Source organism: Desulfosporosinus youngiae DSM 17734 (assembly GCF_000244895.1).
Classification (GTDB): Bacteria; Bacillota; Desulfitobacteriia; order Desulfitobacteriales; family Desulfitobacteriaceae; genus Desulfosporosinus; species Desulfosporosinus youngiae.
Genome location: NZ_CM001441.1, coordinates 1,479,708 through 1,500,981 on the forward strand (window position 1 = coordinate 1,479,708; position 21,274 = coordinate 1,500,981).

General features: G+C 44.9%; 18 protein-coding genes. 14 read left to right on the forward strand and 4 right to left on the reverse strand.

The genetic code is table 11. From position 1 onward, the window contains the following. Positions 1-136: 136 nt before the first annotated feature. Positions 137-1,909, forward strand: a complete 1,773-nt coding sequence (locus DESYODRAFT_RS07065) for an acyl-CoA dehydrogenase family protein (RefSeq protein WP_007781223.1) — start codon at positions 137-139, stop codon at positions 1,907-1,909. Positions 1,910-1,954: 45 nt separating this feature from the next. Here the strand turns inward: DESYODRAFT_RS07065 and DESYODRAFT_RS07070 are convergent, their stop codons facing one another. Beyond that, entirely contained in the window at positions 1,955-2,185 is a 231-nt protein-coding gene (locus DESYODRAFT_RS07070) for a hypothetical protein (RefSeq protein ID WP_007781226.1), read from the reverse strand. A gap of 435 nt (positions 2,186-2,620) precedes the next feature. Here DESYODRAFT_RS07070 and DESYODRAFT_RS07075 point away from each other — a divergent pair, with 435 nt between their 5' ends. From DESYODRAFT_RS07075 to hutH, 6 genes are all read left to right on the forward strand, one after another. Further along, on the forward strand, positions 2,621-3,523 hold the full coding sequence (locus tag DESYODRAFT_RS07075) for an MBL fold metallo-hydrolase (RefSeq protein WP_007781228.1): 903 nt from the start codon (positions 2,621-2,623) through the stop codon (positions 3,521-3,523). Positions 3,524-3,528: 5 nt separating this feature from the next. Beyond that, on the forward strand, positions 3,529-4,866 hold the full coding sequence (locus DESYODRAFT_RS07080) for a methyl-accepting chemotaxis protein (protein ID WP_007781231.1): 1,338 nt from the start codon (positions 3,529-3,531) through the stop codon (positions 4,864-4,866). Positions 4,867-4,916: 50 nt separating this feature from the next. After that, positions 4,917-5,423 (forward strand): spore coat protein, encoded by a 507-nt coding sequence (locus DESYODRAFT_RS07085; protein ID WP_007781233.1) that lies wholly within the window; start codon positions 4,917-4,919, stop codon positions 5,421-5,423. Positions 5,424-5,973: 550 nt separating this feature from the next. Continuing rightward, complete coding sequence (locus tag DESYODRAFT_RS07090; protein WP_007781234.1) at positions 5,974-8,124, forward strand: heavy metal translocating P-type ATPase; 2,151 nt, start codon at positions 5,974-5,976, stop codon at positions 8,122-8,124. A gap of 115 nt (positions 8,125-8,239) precedes the next feature. After that, positions 8,240-8,680, forward strand: a complete 441-nt coding sequence (gene hutP, locus DESYODRAFT_RS07095; protein ID WP_007781236.1) for a histidine utilization transcription antiterminator HutP — start codon at positions 8,240-8,242, stop codon at positions 8,678-8,680. A 157-nt stretch (positions 8,681-8,837) separates the two neighbouring features. Then, complete coding sequence (gene hutH / locus DESYODRAFT_RS07100; RefSeq protein WP_007781238.1) at positions 8,838-10,397, forward strand: histidine ammonia-lyase; 1,560 nt, start codon at positions 8,838-8,840, stop codon at positions 10,395-10,397. Positions 10,398-10,580: 183 nt separating this feature from the next. On the opposite strand, the gene DESYODRAFT_RS27095 is transcribed toward hutH, so the two are convergent. Continuing rightward, positions 10,581-10,793: a hypothetical protein gene (locus DESYODRAFT_RS27095; RefSeq protein WP_083842136.1), complete on the reverse strand. Its 213-nt coding sequence runs from the start codon at positions 10,791-10,793 to the stop codon at positions 10,581-10,583. 148 nt (positions 10,794-10,941) lie between these two features. Between DESYODRAFT_RS27095 and DESYODRAFT_RS07105 the strand changes: the two genes are divergently transcribed. From DESYODRAFT_RS07105 to DESYODRAFT_RS07120, 4 genes are all read left to right on the forward strand, one after another. After that, the gene (locus DESYODRAFT_RS07105; RefSeq protein ID WP_042338310.1) at positions 10,942-11,286 is read left to right on the forward strand and encodes a metal-sensitive transcriptional regulator; all 345 of its coding nucleotides are present in this window, start codon (positions 10,942-10,944) and stop codon (positions 11,284-11,286) included. A 29-nt stretch (positions 11,287-11,315) separates the two neighbouring features. Further along, entirely contained in the window at positions 11,316-14,096 is a 2,781-nt protein-coding gene (locus DESYODRAFT_RS07110) for a heavy metal translocating P-type ATPase (protein ID WP_007781243.1), read from the forward strand. A gap of 200 nt (positions 14,097-14,296) precedes the next feature. Further along, a complete protein-coding gene (locus DESYODRAFT_RS07115) occupies positions 14,297-14,497 on the forward strand; it encodes a CopZ family metallochaperone (RefSeq protein ID WP_007781245.1) in 201 nt (66 codons plus the stop codon). 199 nt (positions 14,498-14,696) lie between these two features. Then, positions 14,697-14,894 (forward strand): hypothetical protein, encoded by a 198-nt coding sequence (locus tag DESYODRAFT_RS07120; RefSeq protein WP_007781246.1) that lies wholly within the window; start codon positions 14,697-14,699, stop codon positions 14,892-14,894. A gap of 99 nt (positions 14,895-14,993) precedes the next feature. Here DESYODRAFT_RS07120 and DESYODRAFT_RS07125 read toward each other — a convergent pair whose 3' ends face one another. Then, the gene (locus DESYODRAFT_RS07125) at positions 14,994-15,200 is read right to left on the reverse strand and encodes an alpha/beta-type small acid-soluble spore protein (RefSeq protein ID WP_007781248.1); all 207 of its coding nucleotides are present in this window, start codon (positions 15,198-15,200) and stop codon (positions 14,994-14,996) included. A 212-nt stretch (positions 15,201-15,412) separates the two neighbouring features. Between DESYODRAFT_RS07125 and trhA the strand changes: the two genes are divergently transcribed. Further along, entirely contained in the window at positions 15,413-16,063 is a 651-nt protein-coding gene (gene trhA / locus DESYODRAFT_RS07130) for a PAQR family membrane homeostasis protein TrhA (protein ID WP_007781249.1), read from the forward strand. A gap of 206 nt (positions 16,064-16,269) precedes the next feature. Here trhA and DESYODRAFT_RS07135 read toward each other — a convergent pair whose 3' ends face one another. Continuing rightward, positions 16,270-16,725 (reverse strand): YbjN domain-containing protein, encoded by a 456-nt coding sequence (locus DESYODRAFT_RS07135; RefSeq protein WP_007781252.1) that lies wholly within the window; start codon positions 16,723-16,725, stop codon positions 16,270-16,272. Between the two features lie 190 nt (positions 16,726-16,915). On the opposite strand from DESYODRAFT_RS07135, the gene DESYODRAFT_RS07140 reads away from it, so the two are divergent. After that, the gene (locus DESYODRAFT_RS07140; RefSeq protein ID WP_007781255.1) at positions 16,916-18,067 is read left to right on the forward strand and encodes a cache domain-containing protein; all 1,152 of its coding nucleotides are present in this window, start codon (positions 16,916-16,918) and stop codon (positions 18,065-18,067) included. Between the two features lie 173 nt (positions 18,068-18,240). After that, a complete protein-coding gene (fdnG, locus tag DESYODRAFT_RS07150) occupies positions 18,241-21,273 on the forward strand; it encodes a formate dehydrogenase-N subunit alpha (protein WP_007781258.1) in 3,033 nt (1,010 codons plus the stop codon). Position 21,274: the final 1 nt, after the last annotated feature.

Genomic DNA, 21,274 nt, shown 5'->3' on the forward strand with positions numbered 1-21,274 from the left:
TTCTCCGCATGGCTAAAACCCGGGGAACCGTCCCAGCCGGCAGAACGTTATTTTTTGAAAACAAGAAAAAGATACGGGGTGCAGAGCAGAGCATTTGGGTCCGAACCTCGTACCTCGATAAAGAGGAGGCATAATTATGGAATTAGAATTACGCGGAGGCGGGTTTTTACTGACTGAAGTTTCTCCGGATCAGGTATATGTCCGTGAGGAGTTAAATGAAGATCATAAGCAGCTTAAGAGAATGGCCCACAATTTTATGACCAAGGAGGTTGCTCCGAAAATCGAAGAGATGGAGGAGCAAAAAGATGGTGTTGTCCGGGAGTTTATGCGTCAGGCCGGGGAATTAGGCTTATTGGGGCTGGAAGTTCCGGAACAGTTCGGCGGGCTGGACATGGACAAAGCCTCTACTGTGGTCGTGGGTGAAGAGGTTCCCCGCGGAGGTTCGTTTGCAGTTTCTTACGCGGCACATACAGGAATTGGCAGCTTGCCTATCGTCTATTTTGGTACTCCGGAGCAAAAAGCCAAGTATCTGCCGGGGCTGGCCGACGGTTCTAAAATTGCGGCTTACTGCTTAACTGAACCCGGTTCGGGATCCGATGCCCTGGGAGCAAAAACGACGGCGGTTCTGAATGCAGAGGGAACCCACTATCGCCTGAATGGGACAAAGCAATTCATCACGAATGCCGGATTTGCGGATATTTTTCTGGTCTATGCCAAAGTTGACGGAAAAATGACCAATTTCATTGTTGAGCGGGAAATGCCGGGGCTGTCTTTCGGACCTGAAGAACAAAAGATGGGAATTAAAGGCTCCTCTACCCGGCAAGTTATCTTGGAAGACGTCATGGTGCCTGTTGAAAATGTAGTCGGAGAACTCGGCCGCGGGCACGTTGTTGCCTTTAATATATTGAATGTCGGACGCTTTAAGCTGGCAGCTGCGGCCATGGGGGCTGTTCATACGGTTATCGAAACAAGCTTAAAATATGCCTCTGAGCGCAAACAATTCGGAACTGCACTCAATGCCTTCGGAGCAATTCAAAGTAAGGTTGCCGAAATGGCGACTCGGACCTATATGGCAGAGAGCGTTGTTTATCGTACTGCCGGCCTTATGCAGGCTGGATTCCATGGCCTCGATCTGACCGGAGACTGCCGCAAAGAGGCTGGCAAGGCCTTAGAGGAATATGCTGTGGAATGCTCTCTTAATAAAGTCTATGCATCTGAAGTTCTGGATTACGTTGTGGACGAAGGAGTCCAGATCCATGGCGGTTACGGCTTTATTAAGGAATATCCGATTGAGCGTATGTATCGCGACTCCCGCATCAATCGTCTCTTTGAGGGAACGAACGAGATCAATCGCCTTCTTGTACCGGGAACTCTCCTGAAACGGGCTATGACCGGTGAACTGCCCTTGCTCCAAGCAGCTGCTGCCGTAAGTAAAGACCTTATTTCTGCGGGAATGGGCGGTCAGGCAGAAGGGTTGGAAGCTCTTAACCAAATGACCCAAAAAGCGAAAAAATTATGTTTAATGGCAGCCGGATTAGCAGCTCAAAACGTTGGCATGGCTTTGCAGGAGAACCAATATGTCTTAACAGGCATGGCAGAGATGGTCCTTCAAGTCTATGCCATGGAAAGCGGCGTTCTTCGGGCGCAAAAAGTTCAAACCATGGATGTTTCTGAGGAGCATAAAGCCTTCGTTGAGAAAGCAGCGACCTTAGGAGCCTACACTGCCTTTAATATTCTTGAGCAGCAGGCTAAAGAAGTACTCTGTGCAGTCGAGAAGGGGGATGCCCTCAACACTGTCTTAGCCGGAATGCGTAAGCTCGTCCGCAGACCCAATGTAGATATGATCGGACTCCGCCAGGAAATCTCTAAATATATTATCGAAAAAGAGGGATATCCGGTAAACTACTAAAACCCTTTAACAGGCGACTTGCCTTAAGTGCTAAATGAACATGTATCACAACAGAAGGCCATAGTCAGTTAATGACATGGCCTTCTCTGCTAATCCCTGAAGTTTAAGATTCCGAGACATTGGGTTCATCCATAAATTGAGAGCATTTCTCGCATAAGGCATAGATGGTTTCTCTCTTGTCAGTGCCGGAAAAAATATCATTTTGCGGCAATACTCACATACAACCTGATATGGAAGAGGAATAAATTCTTGGGCGGTTTGAGTTTTATCAATCATTGGTATCCTCCTGACTGTAATTCTTTATCCGGAGATTTGTAAGAGACAGTTTAGATTAGGTTTATCATACTGTAATCACTTTTTATAGTCTACCCCGAAAAAGACCCTAAAGACATGCGGAAGAATCCCCAGACCCGCAAGCAGGGCAGATTCGTCCACAGAAGCGAACCCATTGCATGTAGAGGCGGTAAAAGCCCACAAGCCGGTGCGGGAAGACGGAGCCACAGGTTCACATCAGGTATTACCCTGAGGTTTGGCGGAGTCCCGCACCGGCGAGTGGGCGAGCCTCGGAATGCTGCGGTGAGCGGATGTGGGCGAAGCTGCCCGGCCCGGGAGTACTCTCTTTTCATCCTCTGATGGTAATGTGACAGCGGCATGAGGGTCTATTTGCCTAACAATGAATGAATATTCATTTTCACAGGAGGGAATAACAAAATGCCAGACATTAAAGAAGTCTCTCAGAATGTTTATAAGTTAACAATTCCTGTTCCCATCAATGTTGAGGCTGTTAACCTATATTTATTCGCGGGGGAGGTTCCAACGCTGTTAGATGCCGGGACGAATACTCCGGAAGTCATCGAAGCAGTCAATGAAGGAATGAAAAAGGTGGGGATTAAACGGCTGGAACAGGTAGTGGTTTCCCACTGGCATGTTGACCATGCAGGAGCAGCAAATACCTTTGCTAAAGAAGGGGCAAGAGTTCTTGTTAGTTCAAGGGATCACCAGGAGTGGGCAAGTTTTGTACATGGAGATGCCTTTTCCCTGCTTAATGAATGGGCAATTAAAGAGTGGGGTGTCCCGGAGACGGAAATTTCAGGAATGCTTAAAATATCCAAACGGCTTCAGCACTTAACTGCCTTACCTGAGCAGGTGACTTTTATCGAACCGGAACAGACCATTATGGCGGGTGATAACTTATTGCGCGCGGTTGCCACACCTGGCCATACGGCCGGGCATCTCTCCTTTTATAATGAGAAAGATTCCATCCTCTTTTCCGGAGATATGCTTCTGCCGGATGAGATTCCTTATCCGGGGATCTGGCAGGAAAACGGTCAAGCGGTGAGCGGTTTGCCAAGTTATTTAGAAAGCCTCAAGAAAATAGAAGCTCTCGGTACTCAGCAGTATTTTCCCGGACATGGGTCGGCAAGTGAAAACCTGGCAGCACGTTGTCATGAAATTCGAGAACAGTTGTACCGCCAAATTAATGATTTCTCGGCAGCGGAGACCGTCTATTTAAGTGCCACAAGCATAGGGGAGCAAAGGATTCACCCAGGGGTGCTTTTCATACAATTACACTATGTTTATGGGTGGAAGCAACTGAAAAAACAGGTGGGATGATAAATATGGAAGTTGCTAATGAGAAAGGAAAACCAAAAAAACAAACAATTAGCTTGGTTAAGTATATAGGTCAAACATTAGTAACAGTGGTTCCTATGATCTCAGCCATGGGAGTTGTCATTGCTTATGCAATGCAGCTCGACCGGTCTAAGTCAGTTTTAATGGTGATCTATTTTATCTTATCAGGTATTCTGGTAGGAATCTTTGCTTCGTTAAAGAATTATATTCGGTTTTTAAAACCCATCTATAGTATGCAGCAAAAGATTTTTCTGGTAGCCCAGGGGGATCTGACGCAAAGAGTCAAGGTTTCAGAAAAAAGCGAAATTGCTGAGTTGGGGCGCTCATTTAATCACATGATGAATAACTTCGGAACGATTATTACTAAGTTACGCGAGATGTCAAAAGTTTGGGTTGCTTCCTCTGAGGAATTATCAGCAAGCTCGGAAGAAGTGACTGCTTCCAACAGCAGTGTCGCGGATTATACAACTCAAATGGCTTCGGATGCCCAGGAACAAGCAAGGAATCAACAACAGCTGCTGGTAATGGTCAGAGAAATCGAAAATGCTGCTCAAATGATCGCGGAAAGGGCTACGTCTGTTTCTCATGAGGCCATCGGATCTGAGAAGCATTCGGGGGACGGCTTGGCCAAACTTTTAATCATTGTGAATACGATGGAAGAGACAAATGAATCGGTAACTAATTCTATGCGGACAATAGAAGATCTGGCTGAGCAATCAAATCGGATCGGTACAATCACGGAGACGATTGCTCAGGTGGCACGCCAAACCAATCTTTTAGCGCTTAATGCCGCCATAGAAGCTGCACGAGCGGGAGAACACGGAAAGGGCTTTGCCGTTGTTGCCGATGAAATTCGTAAACTGGCAGAAAATGTAGCCTCATCCACTCAGGAAGTTGCCGTTATCACGACCCTTATCCAAGAGAGTATCGGCCACTCTGTTCAAGGAATGATGCAGACCGATTCTAAAGTTAAAGAAAGTGTGCGTTCTATTCAGGAGGCACAAGAAACGTTAACTACTATAGCCAATTCGACTCAGGAAGTGTCCCGCGATATTTCTGATATTGCAGCCTCCAGCGAGCAAATGCTTAGCAGTATAGAAGAAATAAATCAATATGTTGACAGAGTCAGGCAAGTTTCTGAAGAAGCGGTATTTAAAACAGAAACCATCAGGGAGTCGACTGTGGAAGTGACGGCAACAATGCAAAGTGTTGCCGCAACAGCTCAAACCTTAGCCCACAGTGCAAACCAGATACAAGATGTGGTTGAACAATTTAAGGTAGAAACACGACCACTGATGGAATTAAAACCAACGGTAAATGCATAGAATCCCGATTATGGAAAACAATATAAAGCAGAATAAGGAGGTGCTTTATATTGATTCAATTATCCGAGAAGGAAAAATTACTATTAATGGACCAAAAAACTCATGAGGAAATCTGTGTCGACAAATACGCCAAATATGCTAACCAAGCTCAAGATCCTCAATTGAAGCAGTTATTTAACTCTTATTCGGGTAAAGAGCAAGTACACTTAGATACAATCAATCAGTTATTGAGCGGACAGATGCCTAACATGGGGGGGCAACAAAACCAAGGTCAGCAAGGGCAAAATCAGCAAGGACAACAAGCTCAGCCCCAGCAAATGCCAAACCCGCAACAGATGGCCGGCGGCAATCAAGCTTATAATCAAGTGGATGCTAAACTTTGTACAGACATGTTAATGACTGAGAAGTATGTGTCCGGTGCATATGATACTGCGATATTTGAATTCAGAGATCCTAATATACGTCAGATCCTCAATCATATCCAAAAGGAAGAACAGGAACACGGCGAAGGAATTTTCCAATATATGCAGGGTCATGGGATGTATCAAGTCCACTAGGATAGATCAATTGATTTGACATAGCGTGATCCATGTTAAGCGCGGCTTTTTTAAGAAAGCCGCGCTTAATTTATGCTTTATTGGGTTATAAAAACAATAACTTTGCCTGAGAAACAAAGTTAGTTTTTTTTATATAAGATATTGCATTAAGCAAGTTTTTGAATATAATTAAAATATGAACACATAAGCATATGATCATATATGAAAAATGCTTGGTCATGGCAAAAAAGAAGGAGGAACTTGGAAATAATCGTTCTTAGAACTGTCCCTGGATAGTCCGATTTGTGAATCAGTATGTGTCTATACTGATTTGAGCGAGTCAGTTAGTCAAACACTGAATATCAAGTGGGCAGGTATATCAATCCTCTGCATCTCTTTAATTGCGTGTTATCATGAGCAACAGTCTGGTAAATACTCCAGAGAAGGAAAGCCGGTTTATGATTCTTTAGATGATGGGCATGTCAAATCCCTTTATCGTGATGGCCTGGAGCTTATCTCAGAAGGCCGCGGATAGAAATTTACAGATATAATTGATTTGGAGGAGAAAAGAATGAATGGAGAACAAGAAGGTCAAAAACGGATTAAGTACCGGTTAGAAGGTTTATGTTGTGCAAATTGTGCGATTAAAATTGAAAAAGCCTTTTGCTCTGAAGAAATGATTGGAGAAACCTCCCTGAATTTTGCTACGCAAACGGTCTACCTGCCTCCTGCGGCGCTTGAACTTGCTCAACGTATTGTTGACCGGATTGAGCCAGGTGTTATCTTAAAACCATTGGACCAAATAAGCAGGCGTCTGCAAAAAGAAGAGAATGCTTCAGACGCCGGCCGGCAAAAAGTACGCATGCTTGCTGCAGGCTCTTTGCTTGCCATAGGACTGTTATTGCCCATAATTGGGGTAAATCTTCCGAGGATCATAGAATACCCGCTTTTTTTAACAGCCTATCTTCTGGTTGGCTATGAAGTCCTGGTTACAGCCTTGCGAAATATGACAAGAGGGGCGCTATTTGATGAAAACTTTCTAATGTCCATTGGAACCCTCGGAGCAATTGCCATTAACCAATTGCCTGAAGCGGTTGGGGTAATGTTATTTTATACGGTTGGCGAGTATATACAAGGCTTGGCATTCAACCGCTCACGGCACTCAATTCAGGCTTTAATGGATATTAGACCGGATTATGCAAATCTCGTTCATCAATTGGAGGTATTGAAGGTTGCCCCTGAAGATGTTCAAATTGGACAATTCATCATGGTGCGTCCCGGGGAAAAGGTTCCTCTGGATGGGGAAGTGGTTAAAGGCACTTCCTTTGTAGATACATCTGCTTTGACAGGAGAGTCTGTTCCACGGAAAGTTGAAGCAGGAGACACTGTTTTGTCTGGAATGGTCAATTCCAGCGGGGTCCTCACAGTTAAAGTTACCCGGGTATATGCGGAATCCTCTGTGCAAAAAGTTCTTGATCTTGTGGAAAATGCCAGTGCGCGTAAAGCCCCTACGGAGAAATTTATAACCACATTTTCCCGATATTACACCCCTACTGTTGTGTTAATTGCCCTGGGAATTGCCATAGTTCCGCCTCTGCTTGGCGGGGGGGCGTTTAGTGAATGGATTTATCGGGCCTTAACAATTCTCGTCATTTCCTGTCCTTGTGCTTTAGTAATCTCGGTTCCCTTAGGGTATTTTGGCGGGATCGGCGGAGCTTCACGACATGGGGTTCTTGTCAAAGGGGCCAACTACCTGGAAGCACTGACTAAGGTGAAAACCGTCGTTTTTGACAAAACAGGAACCCTGACCCAAGGAGTTTTTGAAGTAGTAAACGTGAACCCAGCCAAGGAATTCAGCTCCGAATTCCTCATGGAGATTGCGGCAACCGCGGAAATTCACTCCAGTCATCCGATTGCCAAATCTATTCGCAATAGTTACGCTTTACCTCTTGACCCGGAGGTAGTTGAAGATTATAAGGAGATCAGCGGGAAGGGAGTCCAGGCCAAAATCAAAGGGCTTGAGGTTTTAGTAGGAAAGGCCGCTTTATTAAAAGAAGCCGGAATTCAGATTCCCGCTACCCAGGCCAATGGGCAAGGAACTCTGGTTTATGTTGCGGTTTCGGGAGACTATGCGGGAGATCTTCTTATTGCTGATCGCCTTAAATCCGGCGCGAAGGAAACCATTAAAGCGTTGGAGAACTCTGGGATTAAAACGGTTATGTTAACAGGAGATCTGCAAACGGTTGCCCAAAGTGTCGCAGATGATTTAGGGATATCCGAATACCATGCAGATTTGCTGCCCCAAGACAAAGTGGCATGGTTAGAAAAGCTGATGGCGGGAAAGGACCGCAGTGAGAAGGTTATTTTTGTGGGGGACGGGATTAATGATGCGCCGGTCCTCACCCGTGCGGATGTTGGAATAGCGATGGGCGGATTGGGTTCGGACGCCGCAATCGAGGCTGCTGATGTAGTCCTTATGGAAGACCAGCCCACTAAACTTCTGACCGCCATTAATATTGCCGGTTTTACCAAGAAGATTATTTGGCAAAATATTTTCTTTGCCTTGGGAATTAAACTGGGTTTTGTCTTCTTTGGAGCCTTAGGAATGGCCACTATGTGGGAAGCGGTGTTTGCTGATGTGGGAGTTGCTCTCTTAGCTGTTTTGAATGCAACCCGCGTGAGCCGGTATACCAGCCCGGGGATAGATATGATAAAAAATTAGTATTGAATGATGGGCGTTTCTCGACTATGATATTAGTAGGGTCAGCTGCTGATAGTTAAAGCAGAGCTGATATAGATAGAAGAAGAACGTTCATGTATTAAACCTGGGGGTTATTATGATTCATTGTTCATCTTTAGGCAAAACGGCCTTACTGATTGCTATGGCCGAAGGAAATGAAACTGACGATTATGTTTCTCTTGCTCGGGAAAAGGGTTTCGATGTGGTAACGGGTAAGGTGGGCTCTATGGACGTGCAAAAGATTATCGCGGCCGTTGAAACTGCAGCTAAACGCCAGGGTTTGACCGATGACAGTTATCGTTCTCAACATGCACTTTATCATGCTATTCTTGATGCTTTGCAGGGGTTGGGCCGGGGGCCTCTTCAATTGGGAAATATTTTGCGTACAGTAGGACTTCGCTTTGCTATTGTCAAAGGGCCGCGCACGCTGGAGGATTTAGATGACCTTTGGATTGCTGTCAGCATGTATGGAATGATTGGCGCCCCGATTAAAGGGCATGAACATGAGGTTTGCGGTTTAGGAATAAATCATTTGTAAAGATTTGCAGTTTGCTCTTATTTTCAGAAATGTATTGAACTATGAAAGTTGCAATAAAATAGGGTATGCTCAGAGTTATTAGATGTTTGAGGGCTAAGCTATAGACGAAGGTTTATAGCTTAATCCTCTTTTTCATTGCTCTAGAAGGAGGCCGAATATGAGCGTAGTATTAGCAGAAAAAGCCAAAGTGACTTTAGATGGTGAAACCCTTACCTTAGAGCAAGTAGTTGCGGTTGCACGGTACGGTGCCCAGGTGGAATTACATCCTGCAGCTAAGGAAAAAGTCCTGAAATCCCGGGAGTATGTGGATCAGTTAATTGAAGGAAATCAAACAGTCTATGGAATTACCACGGGCTTCGGCAAGTTCAGCGATGTCCTGATTTCCAAAGATGATGCTAAGAAGTTACAACGCAACCTTATTATGAGTCATGCAACCGGAGTAGGGGAGCCCCTATCGCCGGAGGTCGTGAGAGGAATTTTACTTCTGAGAGCAAATGCTTTAGCAAAAGGCTTTTCAGGTATTCGTCTTTCAACTTTGCAGGCCTTGCTTAACATGCTGAATGCAGGAATTGTGCCTGTTGTACCAGAGAAAGGATCACTTGGCGCAAGCGGTGATTTAGCTCCTTTATCCCATATGGTTTTAGTTTTGCTTGGAGAGGGGGAAGCGTTCTATAAGGAGCGCCGCATGAGCGGGCGGGAAGCCTTGGCCCTGGCCAAGCTAGAACCTGTGGTTCTGGAAGGAAAAGAGGGGCTGGCTCTTATTAACGGTACTCAGGTCATGACAGCCATCGCAGCCTTGGCCGTCTGGGATGCTGAGATTCTTTGTGAATCGGCAACCATTACAGCCGCTTTAACCCTTGAAGCCCTTGAGGGTATTCTCAAGGCTTTTGATCCGAAAATTCATGCGGCACGTCCTCACCAGGGACAAATTGCTGTGGCGCAGCAAATCCGTCGGCTCACGGAAGGCAGCACGTTTGTCGCGGATGAACAGCACCCCAGAGTGCAGGATGCCTATGCACTCCGCTGTGTTGCTCAGGTTCATGGCCCTTCCCAGGAAGCAGTTGCGTATGCCAAAAAGATCGTGGAAATCGAGATCAATTCTGCCACAGATAATCCTTTGATTTTCCCGGAAGAAAATACCGTGCTCTCGGGAGGGAATTTTCACGGTCAGCCTATTGCTTTAGCCATGGACTTTCTTGGCATTGCGGTGGCAGAGCTTGCTAATATCGCTGAACGCCGCCTGGAGCGTTTAGTTAATCCAAACCTAAGTGGCCTGCCGGCGTTTTTGACCCCCAACGGAGGGCTGAATTCCGGGTTTATGATTGTGCAGTATTCTGCAGCCTCGTTGGTTTCCGAAAACAAGGTTTTAGCCCATCCGGCCAGTGTCGATTCCATTCCTTCTTCGGGTAACCAGGAAGACCATGTAAGTATGGGAACGATTGCAGCCCGTAAGGCTCGAAGTATTATAGAGAATACGGCTCATGTATTGGGGATGGAACTTTTAGCTGCCTGCCAGGGCTTGGATCTGAGAGCCGGGAAAGGAGAACTTAAACTCGGAAAAGGAAGCGAAGGTGCTTATCGGCTTGTCCGGTCAAAAGTGGCTGCTCTTGAAGAAGATCGTGTTATGTATACGGATATTAATGCGGCTAAAGAGTTGGTTTCCTCGGGGAAGTTAGTTGCTTCCGTGGGTTTTGAATTGGCCCGAAAAGGGAATTGAAGGTTGAGTTGAATCAGGGATAAACTGGAATGGGTGCTTCTTGGAGGAAGCACCCATTTTTGTTTGGAGTTACTGTCAATGCTGTGGTTGAGTTAAGGTGAACAGGAGAATTTGGTAATGGATAGTATGCCATTAAGTGGGAAATGTAATAAATGGGGTTTTGATCCTTTTCAGAGAAGCCTTTCATGCCGCTACCGCAGCACCATTAGAGGATGAAAATACGTCCTTTGGGTCGGGCAGCTTCTCCCACATCCGTTCACTCAGCACTCCGAGGCTCGCCCACTCACCGGCGCGGGACTCCGCCAAACCTCCGGTTAGTACCTGATGTGAACCCGTGGCTCCGTTTCCCCGTACCGGTTTGTGGGCTTTTACCGCCTCTCCATGCGATGAGTTCACTCCTGTGGGAGAAGCTGCCTGGCTTTGAGGTCTGTGGGATTCTTTAGGGCAGTTTTAGGAAGTATTTTTTAGGATGCGTTTTTCTGAGGAACATAAAGGATTGACATATTGTATAGGGGGGTATACTATATTGCTTAGAGGTGGTTCTATGAATTCTGATGAAAAGCAGGCACATACCTGCTCAGTTTGTGGCAATGAATCCATGGGTCAAGGGGAACGGAAAAGTCATCATGACGAGAAAACGATTAAAGAACTTACAACTCGCATGAATCGTATTGAAGGGCAAGTACGTGGTATTAAAGGTATGATCGAACGACATGTTTATTGTGACGATATCCTGAATCAGATCTCTTCCGCTCAATCTGCTTTGGATGGGGCTGCCCGGCTGCTGCTGGAAAAACATATGAAATCATGTGTTAAGGAGCGGCTCCAAGGGGGCGAGGATCAGGTTGTAGATGAGGTTTTGAAGACAATCTTTCGCATGATTCGCTAAAATACGGATCATAGTTTGGGGGATGAAAAATGACGGAACACGCGAAACAAGAACCTAAAGAAATTCATGTTTATGGGATGATGTGCCAGCATTGTGTCAACCATGTCACTAAGATTCTTGAAAAGTATCCCAGTGTGCAGGAAGTTCAGGTATCGTTAGAGGATTCGAAGGTTGCCTTTACTTGGGATCCCGCTCAGGTCAATCTGGCAGATGTTGAGAAAGAAATAGTGGAGGCGGGTTATTCCTTGGTGCCTCCGGCAGATGGACAAGATGAGCCGAAGCTGGATCAAGAGAACCGGGATAATCCTGATGAAAAGAATCAGATGCCTCAGGATGACCAGGAGAACTTGGCAAAGCCCGATAACCCGGAGAAAGCAACTGAAACAATGGGTGTGACTGCCGCTGCGGAAAAAAAGCAGCTCTTTAAAATTAGTGGGATGACTTGCGCTAATTGTGCTTTGACCATTGAAAAAGGTCTTAAGGCCATGCCTGGTGTAAAATCGGCCGCTGTCAATTTTGCTTCCGAAAAACTTACAGTGGAAACAGACCCTGATGTTGTAAACGATGATGATCTCCTGGCGAAGATCAAGGATCTGGGCTATGCTGCTCAGAGCGCAGATGAAGGAAAGCAGCAATTTAGAGTGGGCGGTATGACCTGTGCAAATTGTGCCTTAGCCATTGAAAAGAAACTTAAGGGTACTCAGGGAGTCCGGAGCGTGGCTGTTAATTTAGCGAGCGAAACTGTGACAGTGGAGTTTGACCCCGGTGTTGTGACTATGAGGGAAATTTTCGAACAGGTTCGGGATGCCGGATATACTCCCATTGAGAATGAAGAGGATAATCAGGATGACCGGGCTGCGGTCAAACAGCGCAATTGGCTCATTTTCAGCGGAATTCTCTCGTTGCCTATCATGCCGCTTATGTTTCTGCCCATGTCTGCTTCCTTAATGTATACAATGCTTATTTTAGCAACTATCGTTCAGTTTACGGCTGGCTGGACATTTTATCGCGGTGCTTACCATGCCTTAAAAAACCGCTCCGCTAATATGGATGTCTTAGTGGCCATTGGGATTACAGCCGCTTATGGTTACAGTTTGATGACAACCCTTCATATGTTTATTCCCTCACTATTTTTTGAAGGACCCAACTTCTTTGATACATCGGCTTTATTGATAACCTTTGTACGCTTTGGAAAATATCTGGAGGCTAAAGCCAAAGGACGAGCGGGTCAGGCCCTGAAACGGCTGTTGGAATTGCAGGCCGACAAAGCCCATTTATTGGTCGATGGTGAAGTTAAGGAAGTGGCGGCCTCCGAGCTGAAAATCGGGGATATTACGATTGTTAAGTCCGGGGAACGAATACCTGTCGATGGCGAGATTATTGAAGGAACTGCGAGCATTGATGAAGCGATGCTGACTGGGGAATCCATTCCCGTTGACAAAGGGGTAGGGGACCCTGTAATCGGGGCTACCATTAATCGTTCGGGCAGCATCAAAGTTAAAACCACTAAAACAGGTAAGGATACCGTTCTTTCCGGAATTATTAAAATGGTAGAAGATGCTCAGGGCGTAAAGCCACCGATTCAGCGTTTGGCGGATAAGATCTCAAATTATTTTGTGCCGGCGGTGGTTGCCATTTCAGTGCTGACCTATCTGATCTGGTATGTTGCGTTAGATAGTACGTTTGTCTTTGCCTTTACGGCGGCAATTGCGGTTTTAGTGATCGCTTGCCCTTGTGCACTGGGTTTGGCTACTCCTACAGCGATTATGGTTGGCAGCGGCGTAGGATTAAACCGGGGTATATTATTTAAGTCTGCTGCAGTACTCGAAGGGATTGCCCATTTGCAAGCCGTTGGATTTGATAAAACGGGAACGCTGACTAAGGGAACACCCGAAGTAACGGATATCTTGCCCTATTCAGATTACACAAGAGACGAGGTTCTTAAAATTGCGGCCGCCGGTGAAAATCCCTCGATTCATCCATTGGCTCAGGCTGTGGTCGCAGAAGCTAAGAAGGAAGAAATTCCAGTGCACGAAGTTGGAGAGTATCATGAAGAGGCGGGATATGGTGTTGCCTGTGTCTATGAAGGGCAGCCCCTGCTCATTGGCAACCTTAAATTAATGCACAAGTACAAGGTAGATGTTAAAGACTCGGAACAGGATTTTCTGCGTCTTGCCGAATCGGGCAGAACGACGAGCTTTATTGCCTTAGGCGGCCAGGTCATCGGACTTATCGCCTTAGCCGATGTCGTGAAGGAAAGTACCAAAGAGGCCGTAGCAAGGCTTCATCGCCTGGGCTTAAAGACGTTCATGATTACCGGGGACAATAAAAAAGTCGCCAATGTTGTTGGCGAGCAGGTTGGAATAGATGATGTGATCGCGGAAATATTGCCCCAAGATAAGATTAGTATTATTAAGAAATATCAGGACCAGGGTTTTAAAGTCGCCATGGTAGGGGATGGCATTAATGATGCGCCGGCCTTGGCTCAAGCAGATATAGGAATTGCCATCGGATCAGGGACGGATGTGGCCAAAGAAACCGGGGACGTTGTCCTGGTTCGCAACGACCTCCTTGATGTTGAACGGGCCATTCGTTTAGGCCGAAGAACTTTGCGTAAAATAAAACAGAATCTTTTTTGGGCTTTGATTTATAATGCGATTGGTATTCCAATTGCAGCGGGTGTTCTCTATCCGGTAACCGGACAACTGTTGCCCCCGGAATGGGCAGGGCTGGCGATGGCGTTTTCGTCCGTGTCCGTGGTGACAAGTTCTCTCTTGTTAAGAAGGTATGACACGAGGCTGGCGGACTAGAGTGTGGTCTTGACTGGCTGAATGTTAAGAAAACAAAATCGGTTCTAGAGTGTAGTTTCCTTCCAATTAGATACTGATTTGCAGAATCTGGGGAGGGATAAGTATACAAGCTTATATGGTAAATTAAAGTTGCCATGCAAGAGAAAGAGATTTGATTTTTTAAGAAGTTATTGGATGCTTCTGTGTTAGGAGGTGAAAAAATGAGCCAAACCATCCTGAAGATTGAAGGTATGACTTGCAACCATTGTAAAATGCGAGCAGAAAAAGCTCTGCAAGGGGTAAGCGGTGTTGAAAGCGTGAATGTTGATCTGGCAAACAAGGAAGCTATTGTAACCGGAGATGCTGAGCGTGCGGATCTTGTTAAAGCAGTCGTTAATGCCGGCTATAGTGTTAAAGACTAATCGTTCGTTTTCAGTAGTTTAATCATGAGCGGCCTGTATCTTCGATAGTTATTTATCGAAGATACAGGTCTTTATTTTTTTCAAGGGTTTGATGTCTAAGACGAATAGCTGTTTAAGGAGAAGTTTATTCAAGCGAAGAATTCAAAGAATCGGATGAATACGTCATCTTTGGATAGACTATTCCATGAGGTGATGAACAATGCCAAGAAACGATGGCAATAAATGCAAGAATGAAGATCTCAAGAAAATTGAATTAACCCTTCGCAACATTCATAAAAATGAAGAATTTTTATTAGAGAATGCCGAGGAATTAAGTGCTCATCAAATTAAAGATGTTAAAGCTCATTTGGCATCTAAGAAAAAGCATCTTGAAGAAATAGATGGGACGATTAAATAGGAGCGAAATGCTCCTTTTAATTTTGCTTTTCGTTCTATCGTTGAATATAATAAGAGGGATATCTCGCGATATCCCTCTTAATCACCTAACCCTATTTAGTTAGATTTTGGTTCCACCCTTAAGATGTTCCTCAGCAAACTGAATCATACGTTTGGTCATTTGACCGCCTACTGATCCATTCTCGCGGCTTGTGCGGTCGCCGCCTAATTGAAGGCCCATTTCATTTGCTACTTCATACTTGAACTGATCCAATGATTGTGCTGCACCTTGAGTTGCTGGTGTGTTAGTACTTCTTTCTCCTGCCATGATAGGTACCCTCCTTTAAATTATGTTTGTGTACTGGAACATCCTTATTATATGTTTTAAGGCTTTTCTTACTCAGGTAATTATTGCTACAATATAAAGAGGTTTCCTTTTTATTATTGACCAATGTCCGAAAAACAATTATTATTGATTTTAGAGAATTTTACGATTAGAATTAAGTTATACAGAATTACTTTAGTGGGGGAGAATTCCGGATGAGCTTGAAAATGAAGGAACCGGTGAACACTTGGACACATTTTGTCCTGTTTATGGCGGCAATTGTAGGACTTGTGTTTCTGATTATCTTAAGTAAGCATAACATCTCCAAACTTATTACCATGACGATTTATGGAGTAAGTATGATTTTGCTTTACGGGGCGAGCTCCCTTTATCATTGGGTTCGAACCACCCCTCAAAAAGAACTTCTCCTGAAAAAGGTGGACCATATAGCCATTTATTTGTTAATTGCCGGCTCCTATACACCGGTTTTTTACTACGGATTAGAAGGAGCGTGGCGTTGGGCGATGCTCTGTGTTGTTTGGGCTTTGGCGATCATTGGAATGCTCTTGAAAATTTGGTTTATCGGTGCCCCAAGATATGTTTCTTCAGCTTTTTATGTTTCCTTAGGCTGGATCGCGTTAGTTCCCTTCTTCCAGCTGGTTAAGAATTTGCCGATTGGTGCGATCATTCTTATGGCCGTAGGCGGAGTTACATATACCATAGGTGCCATCATATATGCCACAAAGATCTTTGATTTCTTTCCGAAACGGTTTGGTTTTCATGAAATATTTCATCTGTTTATTGGAGTCGGAAGTATCGTGCATTATATTATGATATTGTTATATATCATACCGATGGCGGGGTAGGCAGGGTTTTAACCTGATATGAATACATTTGGATAAAAAAGCAGGGCTGTTGCAAAACAGCTTTCGGAAAATACTATGTACAAAAAAATCAGCCCGAGAGGACGTTTTTTACGCCTTTCGGGTCTTTTTAATATCTTATCCTAATACCTTATCCTAAAAAATACCTGAGCAAATTGCTAGGCAAATTCATTTTGCAGCGGTTCTTTTTAAATATCCTCAATGCAAAAGGCTACCGCCTCTTCCGCACTGTAATCTCCATAGACGAGCTTCATTAAGCCCGGGTAATAGGTATCAAATCCCAGTACCCCGTTCCAAACAATATTCAGTATTTGATCTTGAGAAGGCTGTGCGTCAGAGAGATCCAGGAATGTGCGATATCGTATCTCACCATTTTCCATATCCATTTCTAAGTTGCCATTGGCTAGTTCGTAATTAACCCGGCTCATAAAATCGCAGACTTCAAGGCGTTTAGAGGCGGGGATCGTTTGCTTAATATGGGTGTTGCAAAGCAGAGATTCCTGCTCTTCATCAACAAAAAGGAAAGCGTGAAAATCTGTATTTATGCCGCGAATCTCAAGTTTGATGATTCCATTTTTGTTGTCAAAATCAAATTCCCAACCGTTTTGACTTAGAATCTCATAGAGCACCCGAAATAAGGACATGTTTCAGCAGCCTCCTCTATGGCACTTGTTAGTTAACAAATTCCACGTAAAGCTCTGAAATTCCTTCCCGTTATGAAAGGTATAAATAAAATAGTTTAACAAAGAGAAAGGTTTTTTAATAAGAATCACGAATTGATTGAATATAGTCAATTTATTGAATATGATCCCTCTCTGAGGAGGTGTGACCTTTTTGAGTTCAATAAAACATCAAATTCTTATGCTGATGATTGGTTCACTGGTTGTCCTGGCAACGACGTTAATCTTCGTATTAGGCTGGCATTTGAAACTTCGGGCGGTCGATGCGGCCATCGTCAAAGCTGAAACCGACCTGGCAACCTGCATGGAAATTATTCGTTTAAAAAATCCTGGTCCCTGGCATGTAAAAGGTGGACTGCTTTACAAAGGGGAAGCTCAAATTTCTCATCAAACAGAACTTGTAGATTATTTAGCGGAACTGACAGGAGATACGGTTACTCTTTTTCTTGGGGATACCAGAGTTGCCACGACTGTGCGGAATATACATGGTGAAAGAGCTATCGGAACCAAGGTCTCGGATGCGGTAGCACAAACGGTTTTAAAAAATGGGCAGGTTTACCTTGGTGAAGCAAACGTTGTCGGAGAACATTATCAGACGGCTTATGAGCCTATTCGTGATAGCAACGGGGATATTATCGGTATCTTTTATGTGGGAATTTCAAGAAGCTATACTCAGGCTTTCATAGTTAATTCGTTGATTCTATTAGCTGTGATTGGCTTAGGAGCGACGTTAATCGTTGCTTTATTAACTTGGTTCTTCATCCAAAAAGTTATTATTAATCCTCTCCGGGACATTACCCTGGGAACGCGTAATGTGGCTACCGGACATGCCACTGGGAAAGTTGATGTCACTGGTCCTAAGGAGATTGGAGATTTGGCGCTTGCCTTTAACCAAATGGTTGAACGTCTGGGTGATATTGCTGATGAAATGAGTAAGGTTTCCATGCACAGAGACTTGCCCATAGAAAAAGAAACTTCCTCGTCTCAGAAAATCGAAGAGGCAGAAGAAAGTATGACTGAAGTTCAGAAGAATAATAATTTCAACTTCAGTCAACAAGTCTTGCCTAAAGGACTAAATGAGCTTACACTCAAGCAAATATTATCCTTTTTATGTGAAACAAACGAACCGGTTTCGGCTGAAATAGTTGCCGAGGGAGTAAATTTGACCAGAGTTACCGTGCGCAGATATCTGGAGTTTCTGGAACAGGGCAGAGTCGTGACATCTGAATTAAAATATGGAACTGTAGGGAGACCAGTAAAATTGTTCCATCCGGTGCTTAATCTAAGTATTAAGGATTTTGAGTGAATGTGAGGGGCTTGTTTTCTTAAAAAAATTTTAATTTACAGAATAGTTTTTTTATTTACTTTATTAACATAATGATGACTAAAGAGGAAAACAGAGATAAGCTTGGAATGGAGTAATTATCAGAAAATTCAACTAAGTTGGTTTATGAACATTTAAAAGGGGAGGAAAAAGAGATGGTTGTTTCGCGTCGGAGTTTCTTAAAACTATCAGGGCTTTCCATCGCTGCGTTAGCTGCCGGCTTGGGATTTGACCCGGCTGCCGCTCAGGCCAAAGGTTATGCTCTAAAAGTTGAAGGATGCCAAAAAATTCCTAGTATTTGTCATTTTTGCTCAGGTGGATGCGGGATGCTCTTATATGTGAAAGATGGTAAGCTGATTCATCTTGAAGGGGATCCCGATCATCCGACGAATGAAGGAACTCTGTGCCCGAAAGCGGCAAGTTTACTTAGCGTTGCCAATTCGCCTGATCGTGTAACAAAACCAAGACGCCGGGCACCTGGAGCAGATCATTGGGAGGACATCAGTTGGGAAGAGGCTTTAGACATTGTTGCCAAAAAAACGAAAGAAGTCAGGGATGCCAGTTGGAAAGCTGCCGATGAGGTTGTCAATGCTAAAACCGGACTGACAGAAAGCCTGGCGGTCAACCGTGCTGAGGGTATTGCCTTTTTGGGTTCCGCAGAAGTTGACAATGAAGAATCGTACCTGATTAAAAAGTTCTGCGAATTGATCGGGACTCCTTATAACGAGCATCAGGCCCGTATATGACACGCTCCTACGGTGGCAAGTTTGTCACCTTCATTTGGCCGGGGTGCCATGACCAATTCCTGGTCTGATTTAAAAAATGCTGAGGTCTTTTTAATAGCAGGAAGCAACTGTGCAGAAAACCATCCGATTGCCATGAAATGGATAAATAGGGCAAAAGAAAACGGTGCCAAAATAATCGTTGTGGACCCACGCTTTACGCGGACTGCCGCCAAAGCTGATATCTTCGCCCAAATCCGTCCGGGAACCGATATTGCCTATCTCGGCGCAATTATAAATTATATCATTGAGAAGAAATTATATGATGAGAAATATGTTTTAAATTATACTAATGCACTTTTGAAGGTTAATCAAGATTATAAATTGGAGGATGGTCTCTTTTCCGGTTATGATGCTAAAACGAGGAAGTATTCTACAACGAGTTGGGGCTATCAACTTGGACCCGATAATAAGCCCCTTAAAACCGATAGTATAGATGATCCCGACAGTGTATTCTCAAAGCTCAAAGTCCACTATTCCAGATATACCTTCGAAACCGCTGAAAAAATCTCGGGGATTCCGGCAGCAAAAATTCAGGAAATTGCGGACGTCTTTTGTAAAGGAAAACCGGCAAGTATTCTTTATGCCCTGGGAATGACTCAACATACCACAGGCGTGCAAGGGATTCGCGCTTATGCCATCATTCAGTTATTGCTGGGCAACATCGGAAAAGCAGGCGGCGGCATTAATGCTCTGCGCGGAGAACCGAATGTTCAGGGTTCGACAGATATGGCCAACTTGGTCAGTAACTTGCCGGGGTATTTACCGAACCCCATTAATACGGATAAGACCTTGCGTGATTACCTTGTGCGCAATGGGTCGTTCAATGAAAGACATCTGGTTGCCCAACTTAAAGCCTGGTTTGGTGAAAACGCTACTAAAGAAAATGACTATGGATTTAACTACTTGCCAAAGAACAATCCCTCAATCAATGCCACGATCGTTAAACTCTTTGAGATGATGAATAAAGGAGAGTTTAAGCTTCTCTTTAACGTTGGCTCTAATTCGTTGGTTTCTATTCCGGACCGAAAGCTGGTTCGTTCAGCTTTGACAAAACTCGATATGCTGGTTGTATCCGACCTTTTTGAAATTGAAACTGCCCAGTTCTGGCGCGAGCCAGGGGTCAACCCGGCCGACATTAAGACTGAAGTCATTATGCTCCCCGCAGCGTTCGTCTATGAGAAAGCAGGCAGTATGTCCAATTCTTCCCGTTGGATTCAGTGGAAAGAAGCTGCGATTAAGCCTCTCGGAGAATCCCTGCCAGATCTTGATATGCTGGACCGCCTCTTCAAGAAAATTCGCAAATTATATGAAGGGAGCACAGATCTCAAGGATGCTCCGATCTTAAAGGCCCGTTGGGACTATGGCGAGCATACCAGCGCTTTGAAAGTACTTCAGGAGCTGAGCGGATATGACGAAACGACGGGTAAGCTCCTGCCGACTATAGGGGATTATCTTAAAGCACCTATCGGTACGGCTTCGACAGGGTGTTGGATCTATGCCGGCGTAACCGGTAATGGAAATCTTGCGGCTCGCCGCAAGAATGATGACCCCTCAGGCTTGGGACTGTTTAAAGAATGGAGTTTTGCCTGGCCGGGAAATGTTCGTATTCTCTATAACCGGGCTTCGTGTGACGAATTGGGTCAGCCGGTTGATCCTAAACGCAAACTTATTTGGTGGGATGCGGCAGCCAATGTATGGGCAGGAAATGACGGTGGGGACGTTGTGGATAAGACGAAGGGACCGGATACGCCTGAAGGTATGCAGAGTTTCCGGATGAATCCTGAGGGTGTAGGGCGGTTGTTTGCAGCCACATATATGAGCGGACTTCCCGCAGAACCACCTGCTGATGGATTCCCGCCCATAGGAATACGTCCTGCGGGGTTATGTGTTGACGGACCCTTGCCGGAATTCTATGAACCGACTGAAAGCCCGACAACGAATATCCTGCATCCCGGGGTTTCAATCAGTCCGGTGGCCGTGATCGTATCGAGTCAGATCGGTAAGGCGGACGAATTCCCCTATGTTTTGACCACCTATGGAGTCGTTGAGCATTTCTGCGCCGGAGGAATTACACGCAATATTCCCTGGCTTAATGAAATTATGCCGGAACCCTTTGCTGAGATCAGTAAAAACCTGGGCAAAAAGATCGGGGTTAAAGAAGGGGATATGGTCGAGGTTTCTTCAGCCCGCGGCAAAATCAAGGTTCGGGCCTTGGTAACGGACCGTCTGCAGTCCTATAAAGTCAACGGAAAGGACACCGAAACCATTGGAATGCCATGGAGCTGGGGCTTTGCCTCATTGAGTCCCGGGCCGAGTACCAATGAATTAACGATTGCAGCCTTGGATCCTGGAGCCGGTACTCCAGAGTATAAAGTTTGCCTAGTCGATATAAGGAGGGCATAGC

Excerpts from the sequence above, each read along its gene's own strand:
- DESYODRAFT_RS07065 (WP_007781223.1), top strand. The coding sequence starts at position 137 with ATGGAATTAGAATTACGCGGAGGCGGGTTTTTACTGACTGAAGTTTCT.
- DESYODRAFT_RS07070 (WP_007781226.1), bottom strand. The coding sequence starts at position 2,185 with ATGATTGATAAAACTCAAACCGCCCAAGAATTTATTCCTCTTCCATAT.
- DESYODRAFT_RS07075 (WP_007781228.1), top strand. The coding sequence starts at position 2,621 with ATGCCAGACATTAAAGAAGTCTCTCAGAATGTTTATAAGTTAACAATT.
- DESYODRAFT_RS07080 (WP_007781231.1), top strand. The coding sequence starts at position 3,529 with ATGGAAGTTGCTAATGAGAAAGGAAAACCAAAAAAACAAACAATTAGC.
- DESYODRAFT_RS07090 (WP_007781234.1), top strand. The coding sequence starts at position 5,974 with ATGAATGGAGAACAAGAAGGTCAAAAACGGATTAAGTACCGGTTAGAA.
- hutP (WP_007781236.1), top strand. The coding sequence starts at position 8,240 with ATGATTCATTGTTCATCTTTAGGCAAAACGGCCTTACTGATTGCTATG.
- hutH (WP_007781238.1), top strand. The coding sequence starts at position 8,838 with ATGAGCGTAGTATTAGCAGAAAAAGCCAAAGTGACTTTAGATGGTGAA.
- DESYODRAFT_RS07105 (WP_042338310.1), top strand. The coding sequence starts at position 10,942 with ATGAATTCTGATGAAAAGCAGGCACATACCTGCTCAGTTTGTGGCAAT.
- DESYODRAFT_RS07110 (WP_007781243.1), top strand. The coding sequence starts at position 11,316 with ATGACGGAACACGCGAAACAAGAACCTAAAGAAATTCATGTTTATGGG.
- DESYODRAFT_RS07115 (WP_007781245.1), top strand. The coding sequence starts at position 14,297 with ATGAGCCAAACCATCCTGAAGATTGAAGGTATGACTTGCAACCATTGT.
- DESYODRAFT_RS07120 (WP_007781246.1), top strand. The coding sequence starts at position 14,697 with ATGCCAAGAAACGATGGCAATAAATGCAAGAATGAAGATCTCAAGAAA.
- DESYODRAFT_RS07125 (WP_007781248.1), bottom strand. The coding sequence starts at position 15,200 with ATGGCAGGAGAAAGAAGTACTAACACACCAGCAACTCAAGGTGCAGCA.
- trhA (WP_007781249.1), top strand. The coding sequence starts at position 15,413 with ATGAGCTTGAAAATGAAGGAACCGGTGAACACTTGGACACATTTTGTC.
- DESYODRAFT_RS07135 (WP_007781252.1), bottom strand. The coding sequence starts at position 16,725 with ATGTCCTTATTTCGGGTGCTCTATGAGATTCTAAGTCAAAACGGTTGG.